This is a genomic window from Alcaligenes sp. WGS1538, assembly GCF_043187505.1.
Taxonomy (GTDB): domain Bacteria; phylum Pseudomonadota; class Gammaproteobacteria; order Burkholderiales; family Burkholderiaceae_B; genus Alcaligenes.
Genome location: NZ_CP171109.1, coordinates 680,302 through 701,425, shown reverse-complemented (window position 1 = coordinate 701,425; position 21,124 = coordinate 680,302). Strand labels below are relative to the sequence as shown.

Genomic DNA, 21,124 nt, shown 5'->3' with positions numbered 1-21,124 from the left:
GCATCGTCGGGCTTTTTGTTTTTCCGCTCCCCGCCCAGGCCATGCAGACCTGCACCATGCGGCAGGACATGGCTTGCGTGCGGCCTGCACCGCTCTCGCAGAGACAACAGCCTTCACACGAGCATCGTCGACGCCAGCCGACCTGTGTCCGCTGGGCGCCGACTTCGGGGCCGTTCAATCAGTCGACAGTTTGCCCAGCGCCTGCCGCTTGGTATGGACCCAATCGCCCTGCTTGTCGCGCTTGAGCGTGGCGCGGTACTGCAGGCTGGGACAGCAATTGGAGTCATCCTCGTCGAAATCCAGATACTCCACCACCAGCGTATCGTGCGTGGCGGAGACGATGCGCTCCAGAAAACGCGTGTTGAACTCGAAACTGGCCAAAGGGGATGAACGGGACGGATCCACATAATATTGGCCTCGCGGCCCCCGGATCACATAAGCCGCGTTGTAGCCGGTGGTGCCCGAGCCGCCGGCGCAGCCCACGTCGCCCGCCCAGAATGCCAGATACTCCGCATCGTCATAATCATCGGCGCCTCGGTACGGCCGCAGGGCCGCGATCAGGTCGGGAGAGATCTGTTCGCTGCCCTCCATGTCCATGCAGGACACCGCCTGCCCATACTCCCACGCTTTCTGCGCCACGTTGCGCATCACCGACTCCGCGCTTTCATCCTGCGCCCAGACTGCCGGCGCCACGCACAACAAGCCCCAGATCCCCAACCGCACCGCTCGCTTCATGACATCCTCTATTTACTTTTGAGCCGCTGTCGCAAACTGCTGATTTTATCGGATTCGTCAGGCCCGCGGCAGCCGGGCCTCTTGCCGCCAGAGCTCGATAAGGTTAACGTATTTCATTATCGTTACCTGAACCACGCCTATCCCATGCCAGCCAGCACCAGCGGGCAACGCGGCCCCAGCGATCACCACAGACGCGAACAGATCATCGAACAGGCCGATGCGCATTTCCGGCTGTACGGCTATCGCAAGACCTCGGTCGCCAGCCTGGCAAAAGCCATCGGGGTATCCAGCGCCTACCTGTACCGCTTCTTCGACTCCAAGCAGGCCATAGGCCAGGCCATCTGCCATTCCGTGCTGGCCGGCCTGACCACGCAGTTGCAAGCCATCGTGGACAGCGATCTGCCCGCCATCGAACGCCTGCGCCGCTACACCGACACCGCCTGCACGCTCAGCCTGGAGCTGTTCCTGCAGGAAGGGCGCATGCACGAAGTGGTCATCGAAGCGCTGCAGAACGCCTGGCCGCCCGTGGCCTTGTACGAGCAACAGCTGCTGGAGCAGATCGCCACCCTGGTGCGCCGCGGGCGCGACAGCGGCGACTTCGAACGGCGCACGCCTCTGGACGAAGTGGCGCAGGGCATTCTCGAAGCCTTGACCCCCTGTCTGCATCCCGTGCTGCTGGAGATGCGCCCCCCGGCCGAAACCCGCCAGGGGCTGCACGCGGCCACGCAGCTCATCCTGCGCAGCCTGATGCCTTGAAGCCCCTGAAAGTTACGATTCAAAATAATCTTTACCCATCCGGAGTCTGGCATGGCCTTTTCGCGACACATCCCCCCTGTCCTGGCGCTGACCGCCGCACTGCTGCTGGCGGGCTGCAAAGGCCAGGCCCATGACGTCGATCCGCGCACCCAGCCCCCCCTGGTCATCCAGGATCAGGTCCGCCCGCCGCAGACCGAACAGCGCCGTTTCCTCGGACTGGTCAGCGCTCGCGTGGAGAGTCCGCTCAGCTTCCGGGTGGGCGGCAAGATAGAAACGCGGCAGGTCCAGAACGGGGAACGCGTGGAGCGCGGGCAGGTTCTGATGACGCTCGATCCCAAGGACCTTCGCCTCGACCACCAGGCCCGGCAGGCCGCCGTGCAGGCGGCCCGCGCACAGGCCGAGCAGGCCCAGGCCGACCTGCGGCGCATGAAATTGCTGGTGGATCAGGGCGCCGTCTCGCGCCAGGCCTACGAGCAAAGCCGCCAGGCCGCCACCAGCGCACAGGCCAATCTGCAGTCGGCGCGGGCGCAGGCGGAAATATCCCGCAACGCAGACCAGTACAGCACCCTGAAGGCGGAGGCCGATGGCGTGATCACGGCACAACTGGCCGATGCCGGCCAGGTGGTCGGAGCCGGCCAGGCCGTGCTCCAGTTCGCCCACGACGGTCCGCGCGACGTGCTGGTCAGTCTGCCCGAACAGCTGGATGTGCCCCTGGGCACGCACGCGCGCGTCGAGCTCGCCGGCCGGCAGACTTTCGCGCCGGCCCGCCTGCGGGAGCTGGCCCAGTCTTCCGACCCCGCCACGCGCAGCTATCAGGCGCGCTTCTCGCTGGATGACGAGCAGGCGCAGCCCCGCCTGGGCTCGAGCGCGATCGTCTATCTGGACATGCCTGGCGCCGCGGGGCTGAACCAGGTGCCCATTACGGCGCTCTACGATGCCGGCCAGGGGCCGGGCGTCTGGGTCATCGCCGAAGACGACACCGTGCATTGGCAGGCCGTGCGGATCGCCCGGCTGGCCGAAGAAAACGCGTATCTCTCCCACGGGCCGCAAGCCGGCGCCGCCATCGTGGCGCTGGGCGCGAACCTCCTGCATGAAGGACAGAAAGTGCGCCCCCAGCCGCGCAAGGCGGGTGAATGATGGGGCGCTTCAATCTCTCCGCCCTGGCGGTGCGCGAACGCGCCGTCACCCTGTTCCTGATCATCGCCATCGTGGCCTCCGGCGTGTACTCCTTCATCAAGCTCGGACGCGCCGAAGATCCGGACTTCACGGTCAAGGTGCTGACGGTGACGACCCTGTGGCCCGGCGCCACCGCCCAGGAGATGCAGGACCTGGTGGCCGAGCCCCTGGAAAAACGCATGCAGGAGCTGCGCTGGTTCGATCGCGTCGAGACCGTCACCCGGCCGGGCACGGCCCTGATGGTGGTCCTGCTCAAGGACTCCATGCCGCCCAAGGAAGTGCAGAGCGAGTTCTACCAATTGCGCAAGAAACTGCAGGACCAGGCTCCGCGCCTGCCCCAAGGCGTGCAGGGGCCTTTCGTGAACGACGAATATTCCGACGTGTCATTCGGCCTGTTCGCCCTGCAGGCCCCGGGGCTGCCGCCGCGACTGCTGGCGCGTGAAGCCGAGAACGTGCGCAGCCGCCTGCTGCAGGTGCCGGGCGTCAAGAAGGTCAACATCCTGGGCGAACAGGGCGAGCGCATCTACGTGGACCTGGACGAAGGCAAGCTGCACAATCTGGGCGTGCACCCGCAGCAGATCCTGTCGGCCCTGTCGCAGCGCGGCGCCATGACGGCCGCGGGCGCTATCAGCACCGAAGGACCACGCATCCACCTGCGCCTGGCCGCCGGCCTGGACGACCCCGAGGCCGTGCGCAACACCTACGTCTACGTGCAGGGCCGGAACCTGCGCCTGGGGGACATCGCCAGCGTCACGCGCGGCTACGAGGACCCGCCCGCCTTCGAGATCCATCACAACGGCCAGTTCGCCATGCTGCTGGGCGTGGTCATGCAGGAAGGCTACAACGGCCTGCGCCTGGGCGAGGACCTGGAGCAGGCGCGTCGCGACATCGCCGCGGACCTGCCCCTGGGCTTCCAGTTCGACACCGTCACCAACCAGGCCGTGAACATCGCCTCGGCGGTGGACGAATTCATGCTGAAGTTCTTCGCCGCGCTGGGCGTGGTGCTGCTGGTCAGCCTGGCGAGCATGGGCTGGCGCGTGGGCATCGTGGTCTCGGCCGCCGTGCCGCTGACCCTGGCCATGGTCTTCGTCATCATGATGATGACGGACCGGGTGTTCGACCGCGTCACGCTGGGCGCGCTCATCATCTCGCTGGGCCTGCTGGTGGACGACGCCATCATTGCCATCGAGATCATGATCGTGAAGATGGAAGAAGGCATGGACCGCCTGAAGGCGGCCGCCTATGCCTGGAACCATACGGCCGCGCCCATGCTGTCGGGCACGCTGGTGACCATCATCGGATTCCTGCCGGTGGGCTTCGCCCGCTCCTCGGCCGGCGAGTATGCCGGCAACATCTTCTGGATACTTGCCGCCGCCCTGCTCGCCTCCTGGCTGGTGGCGGTGGCCTTCACGCCCTACATGGGCGTGAAGCTGCTGCCGCCCATCGCGGCGCGGCCGGGCGGCCACCAGGCCATCTACGACACGCCCAACTATGCCCGCCTGCGGCGCATGATCGCCTGGTCCGTGCACCACAAGTTCCTGGTGGCCGCCGTCGTCGCGCTCGCGCTGGTGCTGTCCGTGCTGGGCATGGGGCTGGTCAAGCAGCAGTTCTTCCCGACCTCGGACCGACCCGAGCTGCTGGTGGAAGTCCAGTTGCCCGAAGGCAGCAGCATCCAGGCGACGCAATCCGTCACCCGCCGGGTGGAGCGCTGGCTGATGGAGCAGCCCGAAACGCGCCTGGTCACCAGCTATACCGGCCAGGGCGCGCCGCGCTTCTTTCTGTCCTACAACCCTGAACTGCCGGATCCCTCGTTCGCGCGGCTTATCGTACTGACACCCGACGACAAGGCGCGCGACGCGCTGCAGGCCCGTTTCCGGCAGAGCGTGGCGGACGGCCTTGCTCCCGGCGCGCGGGTGCGCGCCACCCAGCTGGTGTTCGGCCCGGCCACCAAATACCCTGTCGAATTCCTGGTGCGCGGACCGGATGTGGCCGCCCTGCGCGGGATCGCCGAGCAGGCCATGGCCATCATGCGCGCCGATCCGGCCATGCGCCAGGTCAATGTGGACTGGGGCGGACGCGTGCCCGTCCTGAAACTGGACGCCGACCCCGAACGCCTGCAGGCCCTGGGCCTGGACCGCCGGAGCCTGGCCGAACAGATCCAGCTGCAGCTGGACGGCGCCACGATCGCCGAATATCGCGAAGATGTGCGCAATGTCCTGGTGGTGGCGCGCAGTTCAAGCGCCAACCGGCATGACCCCGCCCGGCTGGCAGGCCTGACGATCGTCAACGACCAGGGCCGCAGCCTGTCCCTGGAGCAAATAGGCAAGCTGGAGATCCTCCAGGAGGATCCGAAACTGGCGCGCCGCAACCGCCTGCCCACCATGACGGTACGCGGCGACATCGATGACGCCTTGCAGCCTGCCGAGGCGGCCCGCCGCCTGATGCGCGACTTCCAGCCGCTGATCGACGCCCTGCCGCCGGGCTACCGCATCGAGATGAGCGGCATCACGGCCGAAGCCGACAAGGCCAACGACGCGCTGCTGCCGGTGTTCCCGGTCATGATCGCGCTGATGCTGCTGGTCATCGTCATCCAGGTCCGTTCGCTGTCGGCCATGTTCATGGTGTTCCTGACCGCGCCGCTGGGCCTGATCGGCAGCGTGCCGGCCCTGCTGATCTTCCAGCAGCCCTTCGGCTTCACAGCCATCCTGGGCCTGATCGGCCTGGCCGGCATTCTGATGCGCAATACCTTGATCCTGATCGAGCAGATCAAGACCAACCGCGCCGAAGGGGCCTCGCCCTACGATGCGGTGATCGAGGCCACCGTACAGCGCGCCCGCCCCGTGATCCTGACCGCCCTGGCCGCCGTGCTGGCGTTCATCCCGCTGTCTTTTTCCATCTTCTGGGGATCCATGGCCCTGACCCTGATCGGCGGCACTGCCGTCGGCACCGTGCTGACCCTGCTCTTCCTGCCCAGCCTGTATGCAATCTGGAACAGAATCGAGGATCCGCGCGCGGCCGAACTTGCCTGAGTCCGGATATTGTGCAAATAATGGTTGCACGACTCGCCGCCAGTCAGCCCGGCCGCTGACTGGCTCCGGCACGAGGCCCGGCGGGCCACGCACACGCAGGACGGCATCATGCTTGAAAAGGTTGATCTACCCGCATCCCTGTCCAAGGCCTTTCAGCAGGCCATCTATCAGGTGCAGACTCCCGAAGGGGAATTGAAGCTGCGCATCGGCGCGCACCATCCTCGCCTGGCCCGGTGGCTCGACACGGAAAACTGCCGCGGCGCTGCCATACTGACGGCCTACAATCCGCAAGCCCAATTGTGCGACGACAGCTTCAACGAAGCCGTGCAGGAAACCCTGCTGCGTTCGCTGCAGCAGCTGGGGCTGCGCTGGTGGCCTGCCGTGAACCTGGATCCGGCCGGCAAATGGCCGCCCGAACCGGGCTTTCTGGTGCTGGACATCGGTCTGCACCAGGCGCGCTGGCTGGCCCGCCTGTTCAATCAGCTGGCCTTCGTCTACGTCCGGCCGGACGGCACCCCCAGCCTGCAGCAAGTGCAGCAGCGACTGCGCCAGTCCGAACCGGCGTGACTCAGTCCGCGCCGGCGCTTTCCAGACGCCGGCGGAAATCGGCGGCGACCGGCTCGCCCTTCAGGCGCCCTTCGGGCAGGACCCGTGCCCAGGCCCGCCATTCATGGCCCGTGGCCACCAGCAGGCCGTCCATGTTGTAGACCTCGTAATCCAGCTTGAAGCGCCGCTCCAACCATTGCGCCACCCGCACGCACACTCGTATGTCGCGGTCATAGGCGACCGGCGCACGGAAGTTCGCGCCCACATCCACCAGCGGCGTCACCGCCCCGTGCTCCTGGCGCAATACGCGCTGGCTCAAGCCGACCCGGCGCAACCAGGCCTGATAGGTGCAATCGAACCAATAGAAGTAATTGGGATAGAACACGATACCCGCCTCATCGCAATCCCCCCACTCCACGGTGATGCGGCGCTCGAACGCATGCATGGCAATCCTTGGCTGAAAAAAACCCCGGCATTTTAACGCTAAAGCATTTGTCCCTTGCCCGCGCCCTTCCAAATGCGGGAAACATTTTGAATATATTTTCAATGAAACAATTTGCTACTTTGTAAATGGCAGAAGTTAGCAGCTTATAGGCTCAAGTTCGGCAAACAAGCACTCAGCCATGCGCCGCCTCGCCGACAGCGCACGGCGGCGCCCCCGCCGCCGATTCGTCTTTGCCGCCGCCGACCACTAGCATGGCCGCACAACTGAACACGACCGCATGCCATGACCCAAACTGTTTCTTCCCCCTGGACCATTCGCGCCATCCTGGACCTGTACGAACTGCCCTTCATGGAACTGATGTTCAAGGCGCAGGAGATCCATCGCCGCCACCACCGCCCCAACGAGGTACAGCTCTCCAGCCTGCTGTCCATCAAGACCGGGGCCTGCCCCGAAGACTGCGCCTATTGCCCGCAATCATCCAAATACGAGACCGAACTGGAACAGGAGCCATTGATGCCCCTGCCGCAGGTCCTGGAGGCGGCGCGCAAGGCCAAGGAGCAGGGGGCCCAACGCTTCTGCATGGGAGCGGCCTGGCGTTCGCCCACGGAAAAGCAATTGGATCAGGTCATCGAGATGGTCAGCGCCGTCAAAGCCATGGGGCTGGAGACCTGCGTGACGCTGGGCATGCTCAAGAACGGCCAGGCCGAGCGTCTGAAGGACGCCGGCCTGGACTACTACAACCACAACCTGGACACCTCGCCCGAGTTCTACGGCGAGATCATCAGCACCCGGACCTACCAGGACCGCCTGGACACGCTGGAGCGCGTGCGCGCCGCCGGCCTGAACACCTGTTGCGGAGGCATCATCGGCATGGGCGAGAGCCGGCGCGAGCGCGCCGGCCTGCTGGCCCAGCTGGCCAATATGCGCCCCTATCCCGAGTCCGTACCCATCAATCAGCTGGTCAAGGTGCCCGGCACGCCGCTGGGCGAGGTCCAGGACCTGGATCCCTTCGAGTTCGTGCGCACCATCGCCGTGGCCCGCATCCTGATGCCGACCAGCGCCGTGCGCCTGTCGGCGGGACGCGAAGCCATGGACGACAGCACCCAGGCCCTGTGCTTCATGGCCGGGGCCAACTCCATTTTCTATGGCGAACAGCTGCTGACCACCGCCAACCCGCAGTTCGCGGCCGACCAGGACCTGTTCGCGCGCCTGGACCTGCAACCGGCGCAGTCCGCCCTGGCCGACGATCATCCGGTTGCCGGCAAGACTCGTTTCGTCGCCCTTACCGAGGCTCTCTGAGATGTACACCCTGATCGCCAGCGTCGCCTGCAGCGTCGCCGTCTCCATCCTGCTCAAGGTCGCCCGTCAGAAACAGGTGGACGTGGGCCAGGCCATTGCCGTGAACTACCTGGTGGCTGTGCTGCTGGCCGTGGCTCTCCTGCAGCCGCATCCTTCCAGCCTGCTGAATCCGGCCACCCCCTGGTGGATCCTGATCGCCCTGGGCGTGCTGCTGCCCACCATCTTCCTGGCCATGGCCGCCGCCGTGCGCCATGCGGGCATCGTGCTCAGCGACGCCGCCCAGCGCCTTTCCCTGTTCATTCCGCTGCTGGCCGCCTTCCTGCTGTTCGGCGAACAGCTGGGCGGACAGAAGCTGCTGGGCGTGGGCCTGGCCCTGACGGCCCTGCTGTGCCTGCTGGCGCGCCCCCGCCAGGCCGACGATCCGGCCCAGAACGGGCGCTCCGTGGCCATGCTGCTGGCCGTCTGGGTGGGCTACGGCGCCATCGACATCCTGTTCAAGCAGCTCTCCAAGGCAGGCGCCGCCTTTTCCAGCAGCCTGGTGGTGTCCTTCTCGCTGGCGGGCGTGCTGATCCTGGCCTGGCTGCTGGCGCGCCGTACCCGCTGGAACCGCGCGAGCCTGCTGGCCGGCCTGCTGCTGGGCCTGCTGAACTTCGGCAACATCTATTTCTACATCCGCGCGCACCAGACTTTCCCGGACAATCCGACCCTGGTGTTCTCGGCCATGAACATCGGCGTGATCTCCCTGGGCGCGCTGGTCGGCGCCGGTTTCTTCAAGGAAAAGCTCAGCCTCGTGAACATGGCGGGCGTGGCCCTGGCGATCGCCGCCATCGTGGCGCTGATCCCGCGCTGAACCGCCCGCCGGCATAAGCAAACAAGACACAAGGCCATAAGAACATGGCCTTTCTGTCGTTCAGGCGCGGCGCGCCGCCGACCACAATGAAAGGCAATCGCCCATCCGGCGCGACTCAACCGTCTTTCAGGAGGCCCCTACGTGATCCACGGCATAAGAACCCGGCTGCGCTCCTTGTCCCTGCTGCTGGCGCTGTGCTGCGCCGCGATGTCCGCCGCGCAGGCCGAAGGCAGGATACGCATCTCGGAACAGCACGGCATCGTGTACGTGCTGCTGCACATCGCCCGCGACCAGAACCTGATCCAGAAGCACGGGCAGGCGCTGGGTCAGCCCATCGAGGTGGAATGGGTGCGCCTGTCGGGCGGGCCGGCCATCAATGACGCCCTGCTGTCCGGTTCGATCGACATCGCCGCGGCCGGCATAGGCCCGCTGCTCAATATCTGGGACAAGACGCGCGGCAAGCTGGACGTGCGCGGCGTGGCCTCGCTGGGCAGCTTTCCCAACTACCTGATCAGCCACAACCCCAAGGTGCGCGGCATCGAGGACTTCACCGACCGGGACAGGATCGCCCTGCCCGCCGCGGGCACCTCCGTCCAGGCGCGCATCCTGCAACTGGCCGCCGCCCGGAAATGGGGCGAGGCCAACTACCGCAAGCTCGACGCGCTGACGCTCACGCTGCCGCATCCGGACGCGGCGGCGGCCATCATCTCCAACAGCCCGGACATCACCGCGCATTTCGCCAACTCCCCCTTCCAGGAGCAGGAGCTGGCCGCCAACCCCAATGCGCATATCGTGCTGAACTCCAATGACGTGCTGGGCGGCCCCAGTTCCGCCACCGTGCTCTACGCCACGGAGCGCTTCCGCTCCCGCAATCCCAAGACCTACGCCGCGTTCCTGGCCGCACTCCAGGAAGCGGCGCAGATCGCCCGCCAGGATCCCGAGGCCGCCGCCCGGGCCTACCTGCGCGCCACCGGCGCCAGCACCGACAAGGCCCTGCTGCTGTCGGTCCTGACCCAGCCCGAGGTGCGCTACGACCTGGCTCCACGCAACACCCATGTGCTGGCCCACTTCATGTACCGGGTGGGAGCCATCCAGAACGAACCGCGCTCCTGGCAGGACTACTTCTTTGCCGATGACGCCGTCCAGGGAGGCAGCTGACATGGCCAAGCCTGACATTCTGCTGCGCGCCCGCGGACTGCACCTGCGCTACCCCCAGGGCCGCGAGCAGCTCGTGGCCTGCCACGACATCAGCTTCGATGTGCACCGGCATGACAGGCTGGTGCTCCTGGGACCCTCGGGCTGCGGCAAATCCACCCTGCTCAAAGCCGTGGCCGGCCTCCTGCCGCTGCAGTCCGGCGTCCTGGAGCTGCAGGGCCGCCCCATCCAGGGGCCGTCGCCGGAACGCGCCGTGGTCTTCCAGGAGTTCGACCAGTTGCTGCCCTGGAAGACCGTGCTGGACAACGTGGTCTTCGCACTGACCGCCAGCGGACGCCTGGCGGCGCAAGCGGCGCGGGACCGGGCGCGGCAGGCCCTGCAGTCAGTGGGACTGGACGGGTTCCTGCACGCCTACCCGCACACGCTGTCCGGCGGCATGAAGCAGCGCGTGGCCATCGCCCGGGCCTTCGCGCTGCAACCGGAAATCCTGCTGATGGACGAACCCTTTGCCGCGCTGGACGCCCTGACCCGCGCCGGCTTGCAGCAGGAGCTGCTGGCCCTGAGCGTCAAGACGCGCCTGACCCTGCTGTTCGTCACGCACTCCATCGAAGAGGCCCTGCTGGTGGGCACCCGCATCCTGCTGCTCAGCCCCCATCCCGGCCAGGTCCGGGCGGAGCTGCACGCAGGCGCGCACCAGCCCGGCAGCCCCGCCTTCGATCGACAGGTACGCCGGATCCACGACTTGCTGTTCGGACAGGCGCAGGAGCAGCCGCAAAGGAGGGCCGCATGAACACAAGCGCGCGCACGCCCCGCCCGGATGTGATCCATGTTCCGGACCCGCTGGCTCCTGCCCGCCTGCCTGCCGGCCGCCAACCCTGGCGGCACTGGCTGCTGCAGCCCGTGGCCCTGCAGTTCGTCCTGATGGCCGCCCTGGCGCTCTGCTGGGAGCTTGCGGCTCGCTGGAACGACAATCCTCTGCTGTTGCCCACCTTTCTGGATACGGCCCGGGCCTTGTGCGACGGTCTGCTCGGCGGCGAGCTGATCCGGCGCAGCCTGACTTCCCTGGGCCTGCTGGCGCAGGCCTATGCCGTCGGCGTGCTGCTGGCCGCCGCCATCACCTGCGCCGCCATGCTCAGCCGCGTCGGCCAGGCCACGCTGGGCATGCTGACGGCCATGTTCAATCCCCTGCCGGCCATTGCCCTGCTGCCCCTGGCCATGATGTGGTTCGGCCTGGGCACGTTCAGCCTGATCTTCGTCATCATCCATTCTGTGGTCTGGCCGCTGGCCCTGAATGCCTGCGCGGGCTTCGGCGGCGTGTCGCCCACCCTGCGGCTGGTGGGCCGCAACCTGGGGCTTTCAAGCCTGCAGATGACCACGCGCATCCTGATCCCCGCCGCGCTGCCTTCCCTGTTCTCGGGGCTGCGCCTGGCCTGGGCCTTCGCCTGGCGCACCCTGATCGCGGCCGAACTGGTCTTCGGCGCGGCCTCCAGCGGCCAGGGGGGCCTGGGCTGGTACATCTTCCAGAACCGCAACGAGCTCAATACCGATCAAGTCTTCGCCGGGCTGATCTGCGTGATCGCCATCGGCCTGCTGGTCGAAACCCTGGTGTTCGAGAACCTGGAACGCCTGACGATACGCCGCTGGGGAATGCGCCATCAAAATTGAACACATATACATATATGCAAAATCGTATATTTGATATTTAAACTTTGAGCGCGCGGACCATTTTCAACTCCTGTAGATTAGAAAAAAACTTTTCACCGGCGCACACGCCGGGTAAAACACAGGAGACACCATCATGGCAGGACTTACCCGTCGACAACTACTGCTGGCCGCCGCTTCGGCCGGCGCCGGGGCCCTGACGGCCCCCTGGCTGAGCCGCGTCGCCTTCGCGGCCGGCAAACCCGTGGTGGCCGCGCTGTTCTGCGGCCACATCGACGACAACGGCTTCATGCAGGCCGGATACCAGGGCTTTAAGAAGGCCCAGGACAGCCTGGGCATCACCGCCCATTACAAGGACAAGGTCGCCAACGAGACCCAGGCCCAGATCGCCGCCCTGCGCGAGCTGGCCAAACAATACAAACCCGCCTTGCTCATCGCCCACGGCGGCCAGAATACGGACGCAGCCCTGGCCGTCGCCAAGGAATTCCCGGAGATGCGCTTCGTGGTCACCCAGGGCGCCGTGACCGCCGACAACCTGAGCAGCTACGATGTGCGCCAGGAAGAATCGGCCTGGCTGGCCGGCGCCTATGCCGCGCTGATGACCAAGACCGGCGTGGTCGCCCACCAATCGGGCATCCGCGTGCCGCCCGGCCTGCGCGCCCGGGCTTCGTATGCCGCCGGCGTGAAGTACGCCAATCCGGACGTCAAGCTGCTGACCAACTTCTCCGGCAACCAGGACGACACGGCCCTGGCCGAACGCGTGACGCGCGCCCAGGCCAAGGCCGGCGCCGACATCATCTACACCATGCTGAACAAGGGCCGCAGCGGCACCACCCAGGCCTGCCGCGAACTGGGCATCAAGGAGATCGGCAATGTGATCGACTGGGTTGCCCGCGAACCGGACGTGTTCATCGGTTCGGCCTGGGCCGACGTGGGCATAGGCGTGTTCGAAGCCTGCAAGGACCTGGCCGACGGCAAGTTCCAGGCCGGCAAGATCTTCAAGGTGGGGCTGCAGCAGCCCGACGCCGTGCGCCTGATCATGGCCCCGGACACGCCCGATGCCGTGCGCCAGCGCATCGCCGCCCTGCAGCAGGACATCCTGGCGGGCAAGATCCATGTCGAGTCCGAATTCAACGGACCTGAATTCCAGATCTGATCGCGGCTTTGGAGCCAGCGCAGAAAAGCGGCCCGCAGGCCGCTTTTTTCTCTTGCTCTTCATGAAGCCAATCCGCGGATCAACGGGGAAAAACAACTCTTTCGGAAACGCCCTTCCCTAGTTTGAAGGCACAGGCAGGGCTGAGCCCTCGCCGTTGCTGCGCGGACTCAAGTGCCGGAGCGCAGCGCAGGCTCTTGCGGCTTGTCCCCCTCGAGCCCCGCCCCGTCAAGCGAATCGCTTGCCGCCGGCTCCACCGGCGCGCCCTCGGCCGCGGCCGGCACGCGTTCCTCGACCGGAGGCAAGTCTTCAAAGACGGGATCGTGCGATACGTCCGAGGTGATGTCCACACGCGGATCCAGCGCCACCGCGGCAGCCGAGCTTTGCAGGCTGTCGGGCATGGGCACGAAAGTGGTCGGGGCGTCCTGGCTCAGGTGATCGCCCAGGACCTTCTGCGGACGCACCAGCAGCACCAGGGACAGGCCGCACAGGGCCACGAAGATATAGTAGAGATTGCTGCCTATGTAGGACATCAGCAGGCCCGCCAGCAGCGGCCCCAGGCAGGCGCCCAGCCCGTACACCATGTAGAGGATGGCGCTCAGGCCCACGCGGCGCTCCGGGTCCACGTTGTCGTTGGCGAAGGCCGCGCCCAGCGGATACAGGGTGAACTGCAGGATGCCGAACAGGGCGGAAAACGTCAGCAGAAACCAGAAAGGCGCCTCGAACCAGCCCCATAGCGGAATGGCCAGGGCCAGCAGACAGGCGGCATTGATACGGATCAGCAGAACGCGGCTGACGCGGTCGGCCAGCCAGCCCACGGGCCATTGCGCCAGCACCCCGGCGGCCACCGATACGGCCACGAACAGGGCGGCCTGCTCGTTGCTCAGGTGCACGCGCACCGCGTACACCGGCGCCAGGCCGTAGAAGGCCCCCGTCAGCATGCCGGCGATCAGCAGCACCATCATGGACATGGGCACGCGATCCACATAGTAGCGGGCGTTGATCGGGGCGGGCACCTGCAGCGGCGGGTGGCTGCGCCGCGTGATGGCCACCGGCACCAGGCTGAAGGCCGAGCAGATGGCCACGAAGACCAGGGGTTCGAAATTCAGGTGGGGAAACAAGGTCAGGGACAACTGGCCCAGCACCGTGCCCAGGCTGGAGAACACCATGTAGAAGGCGAAGATGGTGCCGCGCTGGGAATTGTCGGTCTGTTCATTCAGCCAGCTCTCGATGCCCATGAACTGGACCACCATGGCGGCGCCGGCCAGAAAGCGCAGCACCAGCCAGATGTACATGGTGTCGATCAGGATCTGAGCTAGCACGCAGATGGTGACGATGGCGGCGCTGGCGGCATAGGCACGGATATGCCCCACTCTCATGATCAGGCGGTGGCCCACCCGGGCGCCAAACACCAGACCCAGGTAATACACCGCGATCAGCCCGCCCACCCAGACTTCCGACACCGAGATGGCCGTCAGGCGCACCCCCATGAAGGTGTTGAACAGCCCCGAGCTCATCAAGAGCATCAAGGTGGCGAAATACAGCGACGAGAAGGCGCCTACCGATGACAGCATTCGCGGGTATCCTAAAATAACGCCCCCATGCCGCGCAGGCCGGGGCCTGCTTGCCGCGCCCCAAGAGGGCGTTTTTACCTTGGGGCGGCCCGGCGGAAAAAAAGACGCCGGCACGAGGCCGGCGCCTTCTTGCTGTCCACCTCGCGGCTGGCAGGCCGCTCGGATTCGCCGGGCGCAGGACAGTCCGCAGGAACTGTGCTGCGCCCGGGCTCATCCCGCGCCGCGCCGGACGGGGCGCGGGACCGCTGACTTAGGACTGGACCTGCTTGAGCAGCGTGTCGGCATCGCTGGTGTGCAGCCCGCCGCCCTCGTCGATGTTCAATTGCTTGACCACGCCGTCCTCCAGCAGCGCCGAATAGCGCTTGGAGCGCACGCCCAGGCCCTTGGCGGTCAGGTCGAATTCCAGGCCCAGCTTCTTGGTCCAGATGCCGCTGCCGTCCGCCAGCAGGCGCACCTTGCCATCGATGTTCAGGGACTTGCCCCAGGCGCCCATGACGAAGGGATCGTTCACGGCCACGCACCAGATCTCGTCCACGCCGGCGGCCTTGAAGGCATCGGACTTGGCGGCGAAGCCAGGCAGGTGCTGCTCGGAGCAGGTGGGCGTGAAGGCGCCGGGCACGGCGAACACGGCGATTTTCTTGCCCTTGACCAGGTCGGCCACCTGGAAGTTGTTGGGGCCGACGGCGCAGGTGTCCGTGGCGGTTTCGATGTATTCGCTCAATGTTGCGTCTGGAACGCGTTCGCCGACTTTGATAGACATGAGGGTCTCCGTGTTGGGTTGCACCGCCGAAGCGGCGGTCTTGAACCGCCTATGATACTGATAGTCCGGCCCTGCTTGAAGCCTATAGTGCTTATCAGGAAGTATCACGATGCAAGGAAGGATGCGAAAAGGCCGGGCGCATGGCCCGGCCTTCAGTCTTGACGCATCGTGTGCGGCAGGACGACTACAGCCATCCCATCATGCGGGGCAGCCAAAGCGTGATTTCCGGCACGAAGGTGATCATCAGCAGGAAACCCAATCCGGTGAGCAGCCAAGGTATGGTGGACTTGGTCACTTCGGTCAGCCCCAGCCTGGATATGCTGGAGGCGACGTACAGGTTCAGGCCTACCGGCGGCGTGGCCAGGCCGATCTCCATATTCACCACCAGCATGATGCCGAAGTGCACGGGGTCCATGCCCAGCTTCATGGCGACCGGGAACAGGATGGGCGCCATGATCAGGATCAGGCCGGAAGGCTCCATGACCATGCCGATCACCAGCAGCAGCACGTTCACGAACAGCAGGAAGGCGATCAGGCCCATGCCCTGCGTGACGATCCATTCGGCGATGGCCTGCGGGATCTGCTCGGAAGTCAGGATGAAGGCGAACATCACGGCGTTGGTGATGATGTACAGCAGCATGGCGCTCATGGCCGCCGATTCCAGCACGATACGCTTGACGTCGCGCATCTTCACGTCCTTGTAGACCCAGACGGCGATGACAAAGGCGTAGACCGCGCTGATGGCCGCCGCCTCGGTGGGCGTGAACACCCCGGAGTAGATGCCGCCCATGACGATGACGATCAGCATCAGGCCCCAGATGGAGTCCATGAAGGCGCGCCAGCGTTCCTTGTAGGAAGCGCGCGGCATGCGCGGGTAGCCCAGCTTCCAGGCGCGGAACATGGTGGTGGCGCCCAGGCACAGGGCCAGGATGATGCCCGGCACCACGCCAGCGATGAACAACTGGCCGATGGACGCGGTGCCCACCTTGGCGCCGTCCGGGCCTTCGACCATCATGCCGCTGGTGGCCACGGCGTACATCACCATCACGATGGAGGGCGGCAGCAGAATGCCCAGGCCGCCGGACGTGGACACGATGCCGGTGCCGAACTGGGCCGGATAGCCCTGCTTGACCATGGCCGGAATCATGATGGAGCCGATGGCCGCCACGGTGGCGGGCGAGGAACCGCTGATGGAGGCGAACAGCGCGCAGGCCAGCACGGCCGCCAGCCCCATGCCGCCGGGCAGGTGGCCGACCATGGAGGAGGCAAAGCGGATCATGCGCTGGGCCACGCCGCCATGCGTCAGAAAGCCCCCGGCCAGGATGAAGAACGGGATCGCCATGATCTCGAATTTCTCGATGCCGGTGAACAGCTTGAGCGCGATGCTGTCCATGGGCACTTCGGTCATGGTGAACAGAAAGCCCATCACCGTCAGGCCCAGCGCGATGGACACGGGCATGCCGGTCAGCAGCAGGACCGCCAGCAGGGCGAAAATGATCAGGGCGGTCATGCGCGCGCTCCTTGGTTTTCAGCCAGGCCTTGCTCGGTCTCGGCGACCAGGTCGGCGGCGGGCTGGTGGTGGACGAGCTCGCCTGTCTGCACGAAGCGCACCAGCGCCTGCAGGAAGCGGAAGCACATCAGCAGGGAACCGGCGGGCACCGCCAGGTAGACGATCCAGACAGGCACTTCCAGGTCGGCGGACACCTGCGCGGTCTGGGCGATGCCATAGACGAACTTGCCGCCGATCCAGGCCACGATGGCCGTGAACAGCGCGCCGGCGAACAGGGAGATCACCACCAGCAGGTGGCGCCAGCGCGGCCCCACGGCATTGACCAGCACGTCCACGCCCACGTGGATGCCCACGCGCACGCCGTAGGCGGCGCCGAACTTGGCCATCCAGACGAACAGGTAGATGCACAGCTCCTGGGCCCAGAGCAGGTTGACGCCCACCACGCTGCGGTAGGCGGAGCGCGCCATGCCCATCAGGGTCTCATGGCCGTTGGCGCGCGACCAGGACACCAGGTCGGCCAGCAGGCTGACCGAATAGCGCTGGCAGACCGCCACAAAAATGAGCAGGACCGCCGCCACCATCAGAAGCGAGATGAAGGCTTCCTCGAAACGATCCAGTAATCGTAAGAACATGATATCTCCAGGCTGCAGGCGGACTGCCCGGCACGCGGCAGGCACTCGCCCATAGCGGGAACGAAAGGGAAAAAGCGGGCCTGGAACAGGCCCGCGGGACGCGGCCGCCGCAGCGGCGCGCGCCTTACTCCATGGCTTTGTAGAACGAGTCGATCACGTCCTGGCCGATGCGGGAAGCCATTTCCTTGTGCACGGGACGCAGCTGCTTGATCCACTCCTGGCGCTCGGCATCGCTCAGCTCATAGAACTGGGTCTTGCCCGAATCCTTCATGGCCTGCAGCGACTCCAGGTTTTCCTGCTCGGCGATGTCATTGGCGTACTGGGTGGCTTCGGTCATGGCCTTCTCCAGCGGCTGGCGCACGTCCTCAGGCAGGCCTTCCCAGAATTTCTTGTTCACGATGACCGCATAGCCCAGGTAGCCATGATTGGACATGGTGGCGTGCTTCTGCACTTCGTGCATCTTCTGGGTGTACATGTTGGAAGGCGGGTTCTCGGTGCCGTCCACCACGCCGGTCTGCAGAGCCTGGTAGACCTCGGAAAACGCCATCACCTGGGGCACGGCGTCCAGCGCCTTGAACTGGGCCTCCAGCACCTTGGAGGACTGGATGCGCATCTTCAGGCCCAGGAAGTCGTCCGGCGTGTGCAGGGGGGAATTGGCGCTCATGACCTTGAAACCGTTGTCCCAGTAGGCCAGGCCCTTGATGCCCTTGGACTCCAGCTTGTCCAGCAGCTGGCGGCCGACCGGGCCTTCGGTGACCTTGCGCAGGTCCGTGCGGTCCTTGAAGATGAAGGGCAGGTCGAACACCTCGAATTCCCGCACGCCCAGGGGGCCGAACTTGGCCAGCGACGGCGCCAGCATGTGCACCGCGCCCAGTTGCAGGGCTTCCAGCTCCTCCTTGTCCTTGTACAGCTGCGAGTTCGGATAGACCTCCACCACGACCTTGCCTTCCGTGTACTTTTCCGCCAGCTCCTTGAAGCGCGTGGCGCCCTTGCCCTTGGGCGTGTCCGGCGAGACCACGTGGCTGAACTTGATGATCAGGGGGTTGGCCATGGCGGGAGCGGACAGGAATACGGAAGCCACCAGGGTGGCCATGAGCGTCTTTTTCATGATTGCCTCCGGTCGGAGCGGAACCGACACACTTTATTGATTGATATGCGTAAAAGCGTGTAGCTTAAAAAAGCAGTGTGATTTTATCTATTGTGGAAATCCGAAACCTTTTGTCATGAAGCGCCTTGCCCGACCGCCCCGCCCCGACGGCCCCGCCGCCTCCCTGGCCCTGGCGCCTCATCCGCTCAGCCCCTACGTGCCCATCCTGGCCATCGTGGTCATCGTCCTGCTGATGGGCGTGTTCGCCTGGGCGGTCAGCTCGGAGCGGCGCGACGAACAATCGGACGAGCTGATCCGCAATGCCCTGTGGGTCGAACAGTCGCTGTCCTTCCAGCTGCGCTCGCACGAAAACAACCTGACCCGCATCGCGGACGACCTGAGCCTGCCGGACCATCCCGGCGACACGCGCGACGCCCTGACCCAGCTGCAGCATTTCAAGACCATCCATTCCGACCTGCTCAAGGTGGTGGTCCAGGACCGCTTCGGTACCACCTTGCTGGTGCGCCCGCCCGGCGCGGACACGCGCATCGCCGCCCACGTGTCCACGCCGCGCAGCGCCACCTGGCTGCCGGCTTACGAGTCCAGCGAGCACAAGGAGGCCGTGCTGGACCTGGTCGTGCCCATCTACGAGAAAGACGAAATCGCCGGCACCCTGCGCGCCACTTTTTCACTGCACAAGATCCTGACGGAAAACGTGCCCTGGTGGATTGCCGAGCACTACCACGTCATGCTGGTGGACAGCAACGATACGGTGCTGGCCATGCGCTCCAAGGGCGAGCCGGCCCGGGACGCGCTGCGTCACGCCATGTCCGTGGACCCGCCGCTGCACGGGCTGCGCATGATCATCACTCCCTATCAGCAGAAAAGCATTCCCACCTTCACGCTGCTGCTGACCGTGATCGCCGGCCTGGCCTTGCTGGCCGTGGTCAACCTCATCATCCAGCACCACTACGCCCGCAAGCGCCGCGACGCCGAGAACGCGCTGATGCAGGAGCAGGCCTTTCGCAGCGCCATCGAGAACTCCATGGTCACCGGCATGCGCGCGCGCGATCTGGACGGCCGCATCCTGTACGTCAATCCGGCCTTCTGCCGGCTGGTGGGCCTGGAGAGCCGCGACATCATCGGCCTGTCCCCTCCCATGCCCTGGTGGGTGCCGGAAATGATGGACGAGACCCTGGAGAGGCGCGACCGCCTCAGGCGCGCGCCCTCGGTGCAGGTTTTCGAGACCCGCTTCCAGCACGCGGACGGCTCGCGCCTGGACGTGCAGGTGTTCGAGTCGCCGCTGATCGACGCCCAGGGCGAACAGGTCGGCTGGATCGGCTCCATCATCGACATCAGCTCGCGCAAGCAGGCCGAGGCGCTGGCCAGCTCGCAGTCCGAGCAGCTGCACCACACGGCCAAGCTCATCACCATGGGGGAGATGGCGTCCACCCTGGCGCACGAACTGAACCAGCCCCTGTCGGCCATCGCCAGCTATGCGGCCGGCGCGCTGAACCTGCTGCGCGCCGGCCAGGCCGATCCGGCCCTGCTGACCCGCAGCATGGAGAGCCTGGCCGAGCAGACTCGCCGGGCCGGCCTGATCATCCACCGCATCCATGACTTCGTGCGCAAGCGCGACCCGCAACTGACCCGCCTGAACCTGGTCGAGGCCCTGCAGGGCGCGCTCGCGCTGGCGCGCGCGGACCTGCGCCGCCACGACATCCAGCTGCGCCTGCCCGCGCATCCGGCATGCCTGCCGGTGCTGGGCGACAAGGTGCTGCTGGAGCAGGTCATCTTCAACCTGGTGCGCAACGCCGCCGAGGCCATGTCCGGCCTGCCGCCCGAGCGCCGCCTGCTGGAAGTCTCGCTGCAGGAGCGCGACGGCATGGTCCTGGCCATGGTGGCCGACCAGGGTCCGGGGGTCGCTGCGGCCATCATGGCCGAGGTGTTCCAGGCCTTCACCACTACTAAAAACGACGGACTGGGGATAGGATTGAACATTTGCCGCTCCATCATCGAGCTGCACCATGGCAAACTCTGGTTCGAGAACGAGGCCCCCTACGGCGCCACCTTCCTGTTCTCCCTGCCCCTGATCGAACATGACTGAGCCCCTATCCTCCCCGCTGGTCCATATCGTGGATGACGACGACGCCATCCGCGACGCCCTCTCCTGGCTGTTCGCCACCCGCCGGGTGGACACCCGGACCTGGAGCAGCGGCGAAGCCTTCCTGCAGGCCATCACCTCCGAAACCCAAGGCTGCATCCTGCTGGACATACGCATGGGCGGGATCTCGGGCCTGGAAGTGTTCGAGCGGCTGCGCCAGATGCATTCGGACCTGCCCGTCATCTTCCTGACGGGCCACGGCGACCTGCCGCTGGCCGTCAATGCGCTCAAGCAGGGCGCGGCCGACTTCATCGAGAAACCCTTCAACGACAACGACCTGGTGGACCGCGTGCTGGAGGTATTGCGCAGCTATCAGGCCAGCCAGGCCGAGCGCGCCAGCGAGGACGCCCTGGAGCGGCGGCTGGAGACGCTGTCCCAGCGCGAACGGGAGGTGCTGGGCCTGGCCCTGGAAGGCCGCCTGAACAAGCAGATCGCCGAGGAGCTGAACATCACCATGCGCACGGTGGAAGTGCACCGGGCCCGCGCCCTGGAGAAAATGCAGGCCCGCACCCTGCTGGAGCTGGCACGCGCCCTGGATCCGGCCCGGCTGCGCGAAGACCGCGGCCCGGCAGGGGCATGAGGCGGCGGCGC

19 protein-coding genes are annotated in these 21,124 nt (G+C 65.9%); 12 read left to right on the top strand and 7 right to left on the bottom strand.

Translation table 11 applies throughout. From position 1 onward, the window contains the following. Positions 1 to 174: 174 nt before the first annotated feature. Positions 175 to 735, bottom strand: coding sequence for a hypothetical protein (locus ACF3ND_RS03295; RefSeq protein ID WP_394064214.1), 561 nt, complete (start codon positions 733 to 735; stop codon positions 175 to 177). Positions 736 to 879: 144 nt separating this feature from the next. On the opposite strand from ACF3ND_RS03295, the gene ACF3ND_RS03290 reads away from it, so the two are divergent. The 4 genes from ACF3ND_RS03290 (at position 880) to ACF3ND_RS03275 (ending at position 6,263) form a co-directional block, all read left to right on the top strand. Then, positions 880 to 1,491, top strand: a complete 612-nt coding sequence (locus ACF3ND_RS03290; protein ID WP_394064212.1) for a TetR/AcrR family transcriptional regulator — start codon at positions 880 to 882, stop codon at positions 1,489 to 1,491. A gap of 51 nt (positions 1,492 to 1,542) precedes the next feature. Continuing rightward, positions 1,543 to 2,628, top strand: coding sequence for an efflux RND transporter periplasmic adaptor subunit (locus ACF3ND_RS03285; protein WP_394064210.1), 1,086 nt, complete (start codon positions 1,543 to 1,545; stop codon positions 2,626 to 2,628). Continuing rightward, a complete protein-coding gene (locus ACF3ND_RS03280; protein ID WP_394064208.1) occupies positions 2,625 to 5,696 on the top strand; it encodes an efflux RND transporter permease subunit in 3,072 nt (1,023 codons plus the stop codon). The genes ACF3ND_RS03285 and ACF3ND_RS03280 overlap by 4 nt, the downstream gene beginning before the upstream one ends. 108 nt (positions 5,697 to 5,804) lie before the next feature. Next, a complete protein-coding gene (locus ACF3ND_RS03275) occupies positions 5,805 to 6,263 on the top strand; it encodes a DUF3293 domain-containing protein (protein WP_394064206.1) in 459 nt (152 codons plus the stop codon). A gap of 1 nt (position 6,264) precedes the next feature. Here the strand turns inward: ACF3ND_RS03275 and ACF3ND_RS03270 are convergent, their stop codons facing one another. Further along, positions 6,265 to 6,687 carry an acyl-CoA thioesterase gene (locus ACF3ND_RS03270; RefSeq protein WP_394064204.1) on the bottom strand — a complete coding sequence of 141 codons (423 nt, stop codon included), beginning with the start codon at positions 6,685 to 6,687 and terminating at the stop codon, positions 6,265 to 6,267. A 282-nt stretch (positions 6,688 to 6,969) separates the two neighbouring features. Between ACF3ND_RS03270 and bioB the strand changes: the two genes are divergently transcribed. The 6 genes from bioB (at position 6,970) to ACF3ND_RS03240 (ending at position 12,809) form a co-directional block, all read left to right on the top strand. Beyond that, positions 6,970 to 7,986 carry a biotin synthase BioB gene (gene bioB, locus ACF3ND_RS03265; RefSeq protein WP_394064202.1) on the top strand — a complete coding sequence of 339 codons (1,017 nt, stop codon included), beginning with the start codon at positions 6,970 to 6,972 and terminating at the stop codon, positions 7,984 to 7,986. Position 7,987: 1 nt separating this feature from the next. Further along, positions 7,988 to 8,836, top strand: coding sequence for an EamA/RhaT family transporter (locus ACF3ND_RS03260; RefSeq protein WP_394064200.1), 849 nt, complete (start codon positions 7,988 to 7,990; stop codon positions 8,834 to 8,836). A 207-nt stretch (positions 8,837 to 9,043) separates the two neighbouring features. Beyond that, positions 9,044 to 9,994, top strand: coding sequence for an ABC transporter substrate-binding protein (locus ACF3ND_RS03255; protein WP_394065774.1), 951 nt, complete (start codon positions 9,044 to 9,046; stop codon positions 9,992 to 9,994). Between the two features lies 1 nt (position 9,995). Beyond that, on the top strand, positions 9,996 to 10,781 hold the full coding sequence (locus ACF3ND_RS03250; protein WP_394064198.1) for an ABC transporter ATP-binding protein: 786 nt from the start codon (positions 9,996 to 9,998) through the stop codon (positions 10,779 to 10,781). Then, on the top strand, positions 10,778 to 11,656 hold the full coding sequence (locus ACF3ND_RS03245) for an ABC transporter permease (RefSeq protein WP_394064196.1): 879 nt from the start codon (positions 10,778 to 10,780) through the stop codon (positions 11,654 to 11,656). The genes ACF3ND_RS03250 and ACF3ND_RS03245 overlap by 4 nt, the downstream gene beginning before the upstream one ends. A 133-nt stretch (positions 11,657 to 11,789) precedes the next feature. Beyond that, a complete protein-coding gene (locus tag ACF3ND_RS03240) occupies positions 11,790 to 12,809 on the top strand; it encodes a BMP family protein (protein ID WP_394064194.1) in 1,020 nt (339 codons plus the stop codon). 167 nt (positions 12,810 to 12,976) lie between these two features. Here ACF3ND_RS03240 and ACF3ND_RS03235 read toward each other — a convergent pair whose 3' ends face one another. The 5 genes from ACF3ND_RS03235 to ACF3ND_RS03215 form a co-directional block, all read right to left on the bottom strand. Continuing rightward, complete coding sequence (locus ACF3ND_RS03235) at positions 12,977 to 14,380, bottom strand: MFS transporter (protein ID WP_394064192.1); 1,404 nt, start codon at positions 14,378 to 14,380, stop codon at positions 12,977 to 12,979. A 250-nt stretch (positions 14,381 to 14,630) separates the two neighbouring features. Beyond that, positions 14,631 to 15,140, bottom strand: coding sequence for a peroxiredoxin (locus ACF3ND_RS03230; protein ID WP_394064190.1), 510 nt, complete (start codon positions 15,138 to 15,140; stop codon positions 14,631 to 14,633). A 184-nt stretch (positions 15,141 to 15,324) separates the two neighbouring features. Continuing rightward, positions 15,325 to 16,650 (bottom strand): TRAP transporter large permease, encoded by a 1,326-nt coding sequence (locus ACF3ND_RS03225; RefSeq protein WP_394064188.1) that lies wholly within the window; start codon positions 16,648 to 16,650, stop codon positions 15,325 to 15,327. Continuing rightward, positions 16,647 to 17,282, bottom strand: a complete 636-nt coding sequence (locus ACF3ND_RS03220; protein WP_394064186.1) for a TRAP transporter small permease — start codon at positions 17,280 to 17,282, stop codon at positions 16,647 to 16,649. The genes ACF3ND_RS03225 and ACF3ND_RS03220 overlap by 4 nt, the downstream gene beginning before the upstream one ends. Positions 17,283 to 17,406: 124 nt before the next feature. Further along, positions 17,407 to 18,390, bottom strand: a complete 984-nt coding sequence (locus ACF3ND_RS03215; RefSeq protein WP_394064184.1) for a TRAP transporter substrate-binding protein — start codon at positions 18,388 to 18,390, stop codon at positions 17,407 to 17,409. Between the two features lie 115 nt (positions 18,391 to 18,505). Between ACF3ND_RS03215 and ACF3ND_RS03210 the strand changes: the two genes are divergently transcribed. Then, a complete protein-coding gene (locus ACF3ND_RS03210; protein WP_394064182.1) occupies positions 18,506 to 20,476 on the top strand; it encodes a PAS domain S-box protein in 1,971 nt (656 codons plus the stop codon). Then, positions 20,469 to 21,113: a response regulator transcription factor gene (locus ACF3ND_RS03205; RefSeq protein ID WP_394064180.1), complete on the top strand. Its 645-nt coding sequence runs from the start codon at positions 20,469 to 20,471 to the stop codon at positions 21,111 to 21,113. The genes ACF3ND_RS03210 and ACF3ND_RS03205 overlap by 8 nt, the downstream gene beginning before the upstream one ends. The last annotated feature ends 11 nt before the right edge of the window (positions 21,114 to 21,124 follow it).

Coding starts and splice junctions, on each gene's coding strand:
- ACF3ND_RS03295 (WP_394064214.1), bottom strand. CDS start 735: ATGAAGCGAGCGGTGCGGTTGGGGATCTGGGGCTTGTTGTGCGTGGCG.
- ACF3ND_RS03290 (WP_394064212.1), top strand. CDS start 880: ATGCCAGCCAGCACCAGCGGGCAACGCGGCCCCAGCGATCACCACAGA.
- ACF3ND_RS03285 (WP_394064210.1), top strand. CDS start 1,543: ATGGCCTTTTCGCGACACATCCCCCCTGTCCTGGCGCTGACCGCCGCA.
- ACF3ND_RS03280 (WP_394064208.1), top strand. CDS start 2,625: ATGATGGGGCGCTTCAATCTCTCCGCCCTGGCGGTGCGCGAACGCGCC.
- ACF3ND_RS03275 (WP_394064206.1), top strand. CDS start 5,805: ATGCTTGAAAAGGTTGATCTACCCGCATCCCTGTCCAAGGCCTTTCAG.
- ACF3ND_RS03270 (WP_394064204.1), bottom strand. CDS start 6,687: ATGCATGCGTTCGAGCGCCGCATCACCGTGGAGTGGGGGGATTGCGAT.
- bioB (WP_394064202.1), top strand. CDS start 6,970: ATGACCCAAACTGTTTCTTCCCCCTGGACCATTCGCGCCATCCTGGAC.
- ACF3ND_RS03260 (WP_394064200.1), top strand. CDS start 7,988: ATGTACACCCTGATCGCCAGCGTCGCCTGCAGCGTCGCCGTCTCCATC.
- ACF3ND_RS03255 (WP_394065774.1), top strand. CDS start 9,044: ATGTCCGCCGCGCAGGCCGAAGGCAGGATACGCATCTCGGAACAGCAC.
- ACF3ND_RS03250 (WP_394064198.1), top strand. CDS start 9,996: ATGGCCAAGCCTGACATTCTGCTGCGCGCCCGCGGACTGCACCTGCGC.
- ACF3ND_RS03245 (WP_394064196.1), top strand. CDS start 10,778: ATGAACACAAGCGCGCGCACGCCCCGCCCGGATGTGATCCATGTTCCG.
- ACF3ND_RS03240 (WP_394064194.1), top strand. CDS start 11,790: ATGGCAGGACTTACCCGTCGACAACTACTGCTGGCCGCCGCTTCGGCC.
- ACF3ND_RS03235 (WP_394064192.1), bottom strand. CDS start 14,380: ATGCTGTCATCGGTAGGCGCCTTCTCGTCGCTGTATTTCGCCACCTTG.
- ACF3ND_RS03230 (WP_394064190.1), bottom strand. CDS start 15,140: ATGTCTATCAAAGTCGGCGAACGCGTTCCAGACGCAACATTGAGCGAA.
- ACF3ND_RS03225 (WP_394064188.1), bottom strand. CDS start 16,650: ATGACCGCCCTGATCATTTTCGCCCTGCTGGCGGTCCTGCTGCTGACC.
- ACF3ND_RS03220 (WP_394064186.1), bottom strand. CDS start 17,282: ATGTTCTTACGATTACTGGATCGTTTCGAGGAAGCCTTCATCTCGCTT.
- ACF3ND_RS03215 (WP_394064184.1), bottom strand. CDS start 18,390: ATGAAAAAGACGCTCATGGCCACCCTGGTGGCTTCCGTATTCCTGTCC.
- ACF3ND_RS03210 (WP_394064182.1), top strand. CDS start 18,506: ATGAAGCGCCTTGCCCGACCGCCCCGCCCCGACGGCCCCGCCGCCTCC.
- ACF3ND_RS03205 (WP_394064180.1), top strand. CDS start 20,469: ATGACTGAGCCCCTATCCTCCCCGCTGGTCCATATCGTGGATGACGAC.